Raw genomic sequence first — 10,372 nt, 5'->3', positions numbered from 1 at the left:
CGGCCCCGAAGACCTCGAACACGTCGCCCAGGAACTCAACGCCCGCCCCCGCAAAACCCTCGCCTGGGACACCCCGGCCGAGCGACTTCGTGATTTACTAATAGCCAGCTGACCACGGGTGTTGCGTCGACCCCCAGAATTCGCCTGGTCGCGTCGCCCTGACGGCTGGTTTGCGGGTTGGGGCCTGGCCGCCGCGTGGCCTATTCAGGTGTGTGGGTGGCGGGTTCGGGGCCCTGGCTGGTGGGCCTCCGCCTGCTCTGGGGTGGGGTTATGCGGTTCCTCGTTCCGGTTTGGTCGGGTAGGCATGGGGGTGGCCTACACCTATTCATGGGGCGGGGGTGCCGGTACGACATGATGAAACCGAGTTTGTCGGGGAACGGTTCTCGAAAGGCTGCTCGTGGCCACCCGCGGGAACTGTGGGGTGAGTTGGTCCTGTCAAAGCGGGTGTGGACACTGTCAACACTTACGTCTGCTTTATCGACGCTGGCGGTGAGCGGAGGCCCTCCGCTCGCCGCTACCTTTTTGAAAACTAGTGGGTATCTTTCGCTCAGGTCCCTCAGAGGTATCGCCCCCTCGGCATTGTCCCGTGTAACACCCAGGTCATCGGTTTCGGCTCGCTGCGCGCGATCGTCCCGGCCGGTTCATCATGAACCGAAGAAGCACTCGGCGAGGTAGGGTCTCCAGTGATCAGGTTCGGGACGATTTCGGGTTACATTGCCTGCCTGCATGAAACCCGAAGGCTGCGGTGAAAGCCACCGACACAACCCACCTCACCACAGTCCCTGGAGTGATTGTTCAAAAGGGAGGTGGGTCGGAATTTGGCAAATTATCCGCCTGTTTGCCCATGAAGTGTACTCTCGACGGCGGCTCGAAACGAGGTGTTCCCGTTGACTCAAGCCCGACCTTCGGCGATTTCCTGATTTGGTGTGATTCCTTTGAGCGGCGCTACCGGGTCCGCTGAAAGGACATCAGATCGGGGCGAACGGTCAGCGCTGCCGAGGAACGTTGGCACGAACGTCGGCCGCCTGGGCTTCATCAAGCACCCAGCGCTGATACTTGGGGTGCTCCGGGTATTTCTTGCGGAGATAATCCCGGACTACTTTCCCCGGTCGGTGCTCATTGGTATAGCCGAGTTCCCGAGCGATTTCGGCAGGTTCATAAGTAGCCATGACCCGAGTGTAGGGCGAGGCCGGGGCACATCAGAAGTGACCGTCTGCCTCCTCGGGGCTGGAACAGTCTGCAAGGTCTTTGCCAACCGTAGGTGTGGCATGCCCTCGAATTGCTTCAGCCTTGGACGAGGATTGGGCCATGGCAAAGTTCGTCCACGCTCCAACCGTCGCGATCTACCGGCAGACTTGGTCTGTGTCGGCGATCCACCCCATGTCCGCATGAAGCAGATGAAGCTTCGGTATGCCGGAACGTGTCGGGTGTGCGGTGATTCTCTTCCGGCCGGGACAGAGGCGATCTATGAGAGCGGGACAAAGACCGTCCGCTGCCTGGAATGTGCCACCGAGGCTGCGAAAGTTGTATCCGCCGAGCCGGAACAACCAGGTGACAGCTCCCCGGTCAATGAGTCCGGAACAGCCGGGTCATCCGCCCGGCGCGAATATGAGCGCCGCAGGGCGAAAGATGAAGAAAAGCTCCGCGAGAAGTGGGGTCGCCTCGGCGGCCTGGCTGTTGCTCTATCCGATGAGCGGCAAAGCACCAAGGCATGGGATCGGGGAGCGGTCGGCGAGGAACGCCTCGGCGTCCGGTTGAATGCCCTGGCGTCCGACGACCTTGCAGTCCTTCACGACCGACGGATCCCCGGCTCCAAGGCCAACATCGACCACATCGCCATCACCCGCGATGGAATCTGGGTGATCGACGCCAAGCGGTACAAGGGACGGCCCGAGCTGAAGGTCGAAGGCGGCATCCTTCGCCCACGCGTCGAGACGCTCCTCGTCGGCCGCCGTGATTGCACGAAACTGGTCGACGGGGTGCTCAAACAGGTCGATGTCGTCCGCGAGCTCGTCGGGGAGATTCCAGTGAACGGCGCGCTGTGCTTCGTGGAAGCAGACTGGCCCCTGATCGGCGGAGCGTTCTCTCTTCGCGGCGTTCATGTGCTCTGGCCGAAACGGCTGGCCAAAGTGCTTACAGAGGAAACCAGCGGCGATGTGGATGTGGCGGCTCTGCGTACGGCAGTAGCCTCGCGGTTCAAGTCCGCTTGACATCAGGTGTCGTTGTTCGAACTTGTTCGGGAGCAACCAAAAGGCCCGGTTTCGCGGTGGCTCTGGTACGAGGACCCGAAATCACCCGTGCCCTGGTTCACTGACCTGATGGGGAACGCGGCGGGAGCCTCCTCTGATGAGTGAGGGCCGGGGGAGTGGGACGACGAGCTGGAAGACCCCGCAGCTGACCCCACGGGGCCGGCTGAGGACGACGCGGACCCACCCGAGCAGTGCTATCCGAACGTCGCCGAGTTCGTCAGCGACAAGCTGGCCACCACCTACCGCCGCCAACTCGACGTGCAAGGCGGAGTGACATGGTGCCCGCAGTGGTGGAAACACGCCGAAGCCATCAGCCGACGTGAAGCACTGTATCGGGCCTGAGAGTTCCTGCGCCTGGACGGCACCACAGGAATGAGCGTGTGGTGGCGCGACCACGCAGACCACCACCTGTCCGTAATGCTCTCCGCCGATGGGCCGTTCAAGGGCTGCAACCCGGACGACGGCCACCGCTCCAAGCACTTACCGCTTCCCTGCGAGGAACCGCCAACAGGGCTGTTCTAGGAGCATCTCTCGAGAACACGGGAAGCCTCCACGGAGGTCGGCAGGGTGTTTCTTGGTTCGGGTTGGATCCTGGCGCAAAGTCCTGCGTTGGGGGCGCTGTCGATGTCATCCACCAAAACTTTGCGAAGTGCCTCGGCAAAGTCCAAATCTGGGTAGTTCCGATAGGTAAAGCGCTGCCAACGAGACGGGTGGAAGGGCCGATTTCCAAATTGGACCGTAGCCAATCCGCGACGTCGGATTTCTTCGCTCAGCCACAGCACTTGCTCTCGGAAGTGCAACCTGGCCATGCCGGATGGTTCTTGCACCCCATAAGCCAGCAGAACCGTTGATGCCCATTCCAACGATGCCATTATCGAAGCACGGGCGCGTAACCACGTCTCCCGATCCATTCCTAAGGCGGCCACCGCGCCAGTCTGGTGAGTCGCCAGGGAAAAATGTTTGCTTTGGACACAGACTCGCACGACAAGGCGCGTCGAGCGAGGTCAACACGATTGAGGGTTCCACCACGAACTCACTCCTGCCAATTCCGATCCAGTAAATGTGCCAGTCTTTGGCCACGGGTCGTTCGCAATCTAGATAAGGTAAGTCGATCGGATGCCGGACATGACTACTTCGACGCCCAAAGGCCTGATCAAACTGCTTGAATACGGCAAGACGCCATCGTGAGGCTCAAGGACACCACCGGGTTGGTCCCCGCCTTCGGTGCCTATGGCACACGGGCCAAAATGAGCGCTCAGACGAGGGCGGTCAAGACGCTTCTGATCTGCACTCTCATGAGGTGCCCTATGCTCGATACAACTTTTGGCCCCGGTCAGGTGGGGGTCCGGTCATGACTGATGCCAGGAAGCTTCGACAGAGGCTAGCTGTTGTTACGGTAGTCGTCTTTCCCGCCATGAGGGACCGGGTGAGAAAGCTCAAAGAGGCAAGACCGGTCAGCCGCACAACAGGCCGGCGACGATGGTGCCAGCCGCGACGTTCTTCCCCTCGTGACATCATCGACCGGGTTGAAGAAATCGCCAACAGCGAGGAGTCTTAGCAGCGAGGAGTCTTAGCAGCGGTGATGCTCTGAGCCGGCAAGACGATCGAGGTGGTTTATGCGAAGGGGAACGGCATCATGGCGGATCAGCGAGGACTTCCTGGCTGAACCGAGCGCCTTCCTGCATGGAGTCTGGGCCGGATCTCATCAGGGAGTATTGGCCGAGGTTCAGGAGCTTGAGGTGCTGCCGGTGTCTGTTCTCGCCGAGGCATCCGATGACTGGGTGGACCCGGACCCGGCTACTGTTCCAGCCATTTCGCGTCAGTGGGCCGGGCGTCAAAAGATGCGGTACCACGCTGCTCTTCGTTCAGTCGGAGGCCTGGAAGTTGTGCGCCGGGCAGGGGAGGATTGCCTGGGCCCGGATGGCTCATTCAACTACGGAGTCGTGCTGATCGAGGAGCCGTGGAGTCTCCACTCCAGTCAAGGTCACCTTGCCAGCGTCGGACTGCGGTTGGACACGATCGCATTTGATCTATGGTTGAGGGCTGCAATTCTCAACCGCTGGCAGATCTGACCTTGAACAGCACGTGCCGAAGTCCCCGGTCGAAGGACGCAGAAGCCGCCGATGCTCCCGTCAGGACGAAACTCAAGCGGTGACCTTTGCAGAGCGATGTTTTCTTCATCGGGGCCACTATGTCCACTGTCGACACATCATCGGGAGGACACCCTTGCCCTGCGTAAGCAATTCCTGAGGCGCAGGATGGTCGAGCCCGCCTGCGACAGTTTGTCGACCAAAAGGGCCGATCACTGAGGTGGGGGATGCGGATTTCATGGTTTGACCACCTGAAGCGTCGGGCATTACGCCGCCTCAAACGAAGAGGACGCCGGAGAACTGCACGATGGTATCCGCACAGTCTCTGCAAGTGGTCGCCCCTTACTGCGGCGCTGGCTTCACCCGGGTCGGCGCGTCGTCCGGCTGCCCTGGAGCGTCGAACAACAAGACCAACGATATGTAACCAACGAACATGATGGACGCGGCTGTGATCCCGAGGAATTGCTGTTGCCCAACTGCCGACATCAGATAGAGGGTCGCCGCGACGACGATGGCGCCGAGCGTCAGCCATCTCCATGGCCCTCTGCTCAGGGCCAGGTCCTTGTGTCGCCCTGAAAAGCCTACTGTCCACGCCCGGCGCAGCGTGATGCCCGCGGCCACGGCCGAGGCGATCGTCGTGATGATGAACTCACCGGGAAACATGACCGCCTGGGTGACGACAAGGACCCAGGCTGTCGCAACCATCAACGCCGAAACAACGGCGAAAATCTTTCGTGTCCTCATCCTGGAGCCGAGAAGGCGCAAAGCCAGAGTCCGGCTGGAATAACACGGCCAAATCTTGGCCTATATCCGCTACCCGGATTCTCCCGCCGGTTCGCTCAGCAGCATCTGGAACCAAGGGATCGCGACGCCCAGCGCTGGTTCCATCTACTTTCAGCCCGCGGTCTACGACACTCTGGAGCCGTCAGGGCGGCCGACGACGATCAAAGTCACGGATCTGCTCCAGGATCGTCGAAAGGACAGCGGCAAGGACCGCAGATACATTCAGTTCTATGGGATCCAGGCCATGACCTTGCTGACGGAAGATGGCAAGGTCGAGATCGCCGCGCCGCCGGAATCACTGGACAAGCTCGCTGAGGCTCTGGGACCCTTGCGACCAATTGTGTTCAATCCCCAGCTGCCTGTTGGTCCTCAACCCGGTCTCCACCACAGTCCGGTAGACACGCGGTCCTCAACACGACGGGAAAAGAAATACCGGCCGAGTGCTGAACAATGATGGAATCCCCCTGCCCAGGCATTGCGGGGGACCGCGTCGTCATCGGCACCTGAGACCTTGAATACGGCTCCGGAGTCACGGGGCAGTCGGGTCCCGATCGTTGACACCTATCGACCGGCCCCGCGCAAAGTGGGAGTTGGCGATTTCGCTGAGTTCCCGGCTGCTCTTCCCGGGGTTGACCAGCCGGATCCACTCGTAGTCCCACTCCTGCATGTCCCGGACGCGGCGGACCTGCTTGGCAACGCGCATTTGGTCTGCAAAATCATCAGCGAGGATGGCCGGGCCCGGCGGTTGCATGACCGGTCGGGACTTGGGTGAAGGAACCGGCCTGGGGGAGCGCGCCCTGGGCGGACGCGGCGGGGCTGTTGCGATGCGGACCAGAACAACAGTCAGCGCAACCACACCGAGAGCGATCAGGACAACCCACCAGTACTGGATGAGGAGCGCGATCACGATAAGGGCCAGCACCGGTCCGCACCCAAGGGCACCGGCACCTGCGCTCCGTGAGCGACGACGTTTGCTTGCCATGATGCAGGATCCCACCTGGTGCCGACAATTTGAAGGGGCCGGAACGCTCAAAGGCCAGCAGGCTCGATTTCACGCTTCGAAGTACCTGTTTCACGATTCCTTGTGGTATTTTGCGCAGGAACCGGTTCTGGTCGTGTCGCCGCGTTCGGGGGAATCCAAGGGGGAATCGTGGTTTATTCAAGTGCCCGGTTGAGGCGTGGAGTCGCCGGTCTGGCGGCCGTTCTGGGAGCGTTGCTGGTTGTCTCCTGCCTGGCGGCGCCCGCGGCGCAGGCTGAAACAGCGGCAGGACCGGCACCGACGCCGGTAGCGGTGACAGGTACTACGGCGAAGGCCACCACCGAGGGTGCGTTTATTCCGATCACCCCGGCCCGTTTCCTGGATACCAGGAACGGTGCGCCGGTCGGACCGGACAGTGCGTTGTCCTTCCAGGTGGGTGGCGTCAACGGGATTCCGGCAAATGCGGCCGCGGTGGTCTTCAATCTCACCGTCACGGGACCGCAGTCGTTCGGGTTCATCACCGCATACCCCTCGGGAACCAATCGGCCGAACTCTTCCAACGTGAACTTCGCCGGAGGCCAGACCATACCGAACTCCGTGACCGTACCCGTCGGCGCCGAGGGGAAAGTCTCGCTCTTCAACCGGTCTTCGGGCACCACCCACTTGATCGCGGACGTCTCCGGCTACTACCTTCCGGGGGCGCCGACGGTCCCGGGCGCGTTCGTGCCCGTCAACCCGGCCCGGCTCCTGGACACCCGTGACAGTGCGCCCGTAGTTCCGGACGGGACGGTGTCCTTCCAAGTCGGCGGTGTGGGCGGGATTCCTGCGACCGTTTCGGCCGTGACCTTCAACCTCACGGTCGCAAATCCGGCCTCGTTCGGGTTCATCACCGCTTACCCCTCGGGAACACCACGGCCTGACTCGTCCAACCTCAACTTCGCAACAGGGCAGACGGTTCCGAATTCGGTCACCGTGCCGGTCGGCTCCGACGGCAGGGTCACGCTGTTCAACCGGTCCTCCGGCACCAGCCAGCTGATCGCCGATGTCTCGGGTTATTTTCTGGCAGGGACCCCGGCCGTCGCGGGTGCCTTTGTTCCCGTGCCACCGACGCGCTTTTTGGATACCCGCAACAGAGGCCCCGCCGGCCCTGACGGGGTCGTGTCGTTCCAGGTTGCCGGGGTGAAAGGCATTCCTGCGCATGTTGCGGCGGTGACGTTCAATCTCACGGTCACCGGTCCCCAGTCGTTCGGGTTCGTCACCGCCTATCCTTCGGGCACGGACCGGCCGGGTTCTTCGAACCTGAACTTCTCTGTCGGGCAGACGGTCCCGAACTCGGTCACCGTCCCGGTCGGCACCGACGGGAAGGTCACGCTCTTCAACCGGTCCTCCGCGAACACCCAGCTCATTGCCGATGTTTCCGGCTATTACCTGCCCGGAGCAACCACGGGCGCTGTTGTCGTCTGGGGCGACAATAGCGCCGGACAGCTTGGGAACGGCAGCCCCGTTGCGAACAGCCTGGCGCCGGTCGGTGTTGCGGGGTGGACGGATGTGGTCATGGTCGCCCAGGCGAAACAGAGCAGGTATGCGCTGCGCGCTGACGGCACCGTCTGGGCCTGGGGTCTGAACAATTTAGGTCAACTGGGCGACGGCACCAGGGAGTACCGTGACACCCCGGTCCAGGTTGTCGGATTGACGGGGGTCACGTCGATCGCCGCTGACATCGGTTCCCACAGCGCCTTTGCGTTGCTGGCTGATGGCACAGTCATGGCCTGGGGTGACAACTACTTCGGCCAGCTGGGTATCGGCACCACCGGCTACACCCCTGCCACAGGTTATAACGAGGCCGCCGCCGTCACCACCGTCCCGGTGAAGGTCCTCGGCCTGACGGGGGTGACCTCCATCAGTGCCGGCTTTCTCGCCAATTATGCACTGTTGGCAGACGGGACGGTCCGTGCGTGGGGTGGCAATTATTTCGGGGAGCTGGGTGACGGCACGACGACCGACAGGAATGCACCCGTCCAGGTGGCCGGCCTTCGAAACGTCGAATCACTGACGATAAGTTACGGGCACGCCTATGCGCTGCTGACCGACGGCACGGTTCGTTCCTGGGGCAACAACCTCAACAGCGAGCTGGGTTCCGGGGCCTCAGGCCAGTACAGCGCAACTGCGGTCCAGGTCGCCGGCCTGAGCGGTGTTGCCTCACTGACTTCCCCCGGCGGCAATGCTTACGCGCTGCTCACCGACGGCACCGTCCGTGCCTGGGGATTCCGCGCCGGTGAACTCGGCGGCGGACCAGCGGGCCAAAACAGCGGTGTACCGGTCAAGGTTCCGGGTCTGGCCGGTGTCGCTTCAATGTCGGCGGCCGGCGGCAGTGCCTATGCGGTGTTGGCCGACGGGACCGTCCGGGCCTGGGGATACAACGTCAACGGACAGGTGGGGAACGGAACCACGACGTATTCTCCTTCACCGGTTCAAGTATCGGGACTGTCCCGTGTTGCCTCGATCACCTCGAACGGCTTCAGCAGCTACGCCTTGCTCACCGACGGAACAGCCCGCGCCTGGGGATACAACGGGGAAGGCCAGCTGTGCAACGGAACCACTGTCGGCAGCAGGGTCCCGGTGCAGGTCCAGGGGCTCGCCAATGTCAAAAGCCTTGCAGTGTAGGGTGCGGGCTGAGCTGAGCGTCTTTTTCGGGGCTCACGCAGGTGGACGTGTCCACTGCGGATGCCGGTAGATCGACCTGCGTCGGCGGCCTGGGAGACTGGCGATTTCGAGAACGGGGCCGACCGGAAGGCGCCATGGAAAAACATCGGCCCGACCTGAGCGATCATAAATGATCATCAGATTTTCCTGCTGGCCGCGGGGATCATCGGGGTGATGTTCCTGTTGCGGAAGCGGCGCCGTGCCCGGCAGGCGTGGGAGGACGCAACCTGGACCGCGAGTCCAGCCGGCGCCATGCAAGGAACCGCGGTTCCTCATGTCCAGATTGAGGCACCGGCGAATCACGCCCCGCCACAGCAGATCGCTTTTGATGCTCAGGCACCAATTTCGCCAGTAACCCGGCCCGCTTCCCTAAGCCAACGGCTGTACCGTGTGTCGCTGGGCCGTTCAGAATGGCCGAACGTCGAAGTCGTGGGCGAACACGCGTACAGCAAGGCGATCAAAGCCGCGCTCCGCGCCAACAAGGCGCCGACCGCCATAGGGCGCGACGGTGAAGCTGAAGGCGTTCCGGTCGAACTCGTAGCCGAGCCGGATAACCCGTATGACGTGAATGCCATCAGCGTCCGTTGGCGGAACCAGGTCCTGGGCTACCTCAGCCGTGAAGACGCGATCCGCTACGCGCAACCGTTCAGAAGAATTATTGCCAGCGGGTTCACCGCGGCCACGTCGGCCCGCATCTGGGCGTACGACGCCGGCGATCGGCTCCAGGCCCGGGTAACCGTCGCCCTGCCGGAGCCGGAGCTGATCGCACCTCTCAACGGGGCCCCGGCGGGCGTGACCACTCTTGTCCCGTGGGGATCAGCGATCCAGGTCCTCAAGGAAGAGGACCATTTCGACATCCTTTGCAACCACGTGCCACCGGAAGGGGTCGGCCTCCTGCTGGTCAGTCTCCACAAGGCGACCCGCACGCTAAAGAACGGCACGGAGCGTCCATTTGTCGAAGTCCGGCTCGACGGCGAACGCGTGGGTGAACTGAGCAATGTCACCTCCGCGCATTTGTTGCCGCTTCTCGAGCACACCGAGACTATCGGGGAAACCGCCCTCGCATACGCAAAAATCACTGGCTCGGCGCTCGCTGCCCAGCTCGTTTTGCACGCCGCCAAGGCCACCGAAATCAGTGACGACTGGCTATCCGACGGCCCGCACCCCGCACCGAAGCTCCTACCATGGGCCACGGGATACTACGTCCCACCCGCTTACTCCACATAGGAGATGTCGGACACGGATCCCGTCAAACGGGACGGATATCCGACGGGAAATCGAAGGTCWTGTCGGACTGTCCGGCCCATTCTCCGGYTTGAGGSTKGCGGYTGCGTCGAGGGCGTCGTCGACGACGATGAGGTAGTTGTCCCGGCCYGCGGCSAGGGGGATGGAGTGGTCGCCGTATTTSTTGTAGGCGAKGTCGACGGCGTCGTCGGCGTTGGTGATGTTGAGCCTGCGGAGGAGGCGGGCGATGTCGAGGGTGTCCTTGTCGCGCTCGGCGGCAATTTTCATCGCCAGGAGCGTTTCGGTGTCCGCGGTCTGGATGGTCAGCCCGTCGAGTTGTTCCA

The 10,372-nt window shown here is 62.4% G+C and carries 8 protein-coding genes and 2 pseudogenes; 6 read left to right on the top strand and 4 right to left on the bottom strand.

Annotation, left to right across the window (positions count from 1 at the left end):
- Positions 1–986: 986 nt before the first annotated feature.
- On the bottom strand, positions 987–1,169 hold the full coding sequence (locus AB4Z38_RS25220; protein WP_441432253.1) for a hypothetical protein: 183 nt from the start codon (positions 1,167–1,169) through the stop codon (positions 987–989).
- A 258-nt stretch (positions 1,170–1,427) separates the two neighbouring features.
- Between AB4Z38_RS25220 and AB4Z38_RS25215 the strand changes: the two genes are divergently transcribed.
- The 3 genes and pseudogenes from AB4Z38_RS25215 (at position 1,428) to AB4Z38_RS25205 (ending at position 4,321) form a co-directional block, all read left to right on the top strand.
- Entirely contained in the window at positions 1,428–2,210 is a 783-nt protein-coding gene (locus AB4Z38_RS25215) for a nuclease-related domain-containing protein (protein ID WP_441432252.1), read from the top strand.
- A gap of 168 nt (positions 2,211–2,378) precedes the next feature.
- Positions 2,379–2,771 (top strand): annotated as a pseudogene (locus AB4Z38_RS25210) (DUF4913 domain-containing protein).
- A 1,094-nt stretch (positions 2,772–3,865) separates the two neighbouring features.
- Complete coding sequence (locus AB4Z38_RS25205; RefSeq protein ID WP_441432251.1) at positions 3,866–4,321, top strand: hypothetical protein; 456 nt, start codon at positions 3,866–3,868, stop codon at positions 4,319–4,321.
- Between the two features lie 360 nt (positions 4,322–4,681).
- Here AB4Z38_RS25205 and AB4Z38_RS25200 read toward each other — a convergent pair whose 3' ends face one another.
- On the bottom strand, positions 4,682–5,083 hold the full coding sequence (locus tag AB4Z38_RS25200) for a hypothetical protein (RefSeq protein WP_441432250.1): 402 nt from the start codon (positions 5,081–5,083) through the stop codon (positions 4,682–4,684).
- Positions 5,084–5,138: 55 nt separating this feature from the next.
- On the opposite strand from AB4Z38_RS25200, the gene AB4Z38_RS25195 reads away from it, so the two are divergent.
- Complete coding sequence (locus AB4Z38_RS25195) at positions 5,139–5,576, top strand: hypothetical protein (RefSeq protein ID WP_441432249.1); 438 nt, start codon at positions 5,139–5,141, stop codon at positions 5,574–5,576.
- A gap of 75 nt (positions 5,577–5,651) precedes the next feature.
- Here the strand turns inward: AB4Z38_RS25195 and AB4Z38_RS25190 are convergent, their stop codons facing one another.
- Entirely contained in the window at positions 5,652–6,104 is a 453-nt protein-coding gene (locus tag AB4Z38_RS25190; RefSeq protein ID WP_441432248.1) for a hypothetical protein, read from the bottom strand.
- Between the two features lie 168 nt (positions 6,105–6,272).
- Here AB4Z38_RS25190 and AB4Z38_RS25185 point away from each other — a divergent pair, with 168 nt between their 5' ends.
- Both AB4Z38_RS25185 and AB4Z38_RS25180 read left to right on the top strand, forming a co-directional pair.
- Positions 6,273–8,765, top strand: a complete 2,493-nt coding sequence (locus tag AB4Z38_RS25185) for an RCC1 domain-containing protein (protein WP_441432247.1) — start codon at positions 6,273–6,275, stop codon at positions 8,763–8,765.
- Positions 8,766–9,233: 468 nt separating this feature from the next.
- Positions 9,234–10,031 carry an HIRAN domain-containing protein gene (locus AB4Z38_RS25180; protein ID WP_441432246.1) on the top strand — a complete coding sequence of 266 codons (798 nt, stop codon included), beginning with the start codon at positions 9,234–9,236 and terminating at the stop codon, positions 10,029–10,031.
- Here the strand turns inward: AB4Z38_RS25180 and AB4Z38_RS25175 are convergent.
- A pseudogene (locus AB4Z38_RS25175) lies at positions 9,984–10,372 on the bottom strand (hypothetical protein); the annotation flags it as partial. The gene AB4Z38_RS25180 and the pseudogene AB4Z38_RS25175 overlap by 48 nt on opposite strands.

Origin of the sequence: Arthrobacter sp. 2RAF6, from assembly GCF_052115205.1 — a bacterium.
GTDB lineage: Bacteria > Actinomycetota > Actinomycetes > Actinomycetales > Micrococcaceae > Arthrobacter.
This window is presented reverse-complemented; position numbering and strand designations above follow the sequence as displayed.

Excerpts from the sequence above, each read along its gene's own strand:
- AB4Z38_RS25205 (WP_441432251.1), top strand. The coding sequence starts at position 3,866 with ATGCGAAGGGGAACGGCATCATGGCGGATCAGCGAGGACTTCCTGGCT.
- AB4Z38_RS25190 (WP_441432248.1), bottom strand. The coding sequence starts at position 6,104 with ATGGCAAGCAAACGTCGTCGCTCACGGAGCGCAGGTGCCGGTGCCCTT.
- AB4Z38_RS25200 (WP_441432250.1), bottom strand. The coding sequence starts at position 5,083 with ATGAGGACACGAAAGATTTTCGCCGTTGTTTCGGCGTTGATGGTTGCG.
- AB4Z38_RS25220 (WP_441432253.1), bottom strand. The coding sequence starts at position 1,169 with ATGGCTACTTATGAACCTGCCGAAATCGCTCGGGAACTCGGCTATACC.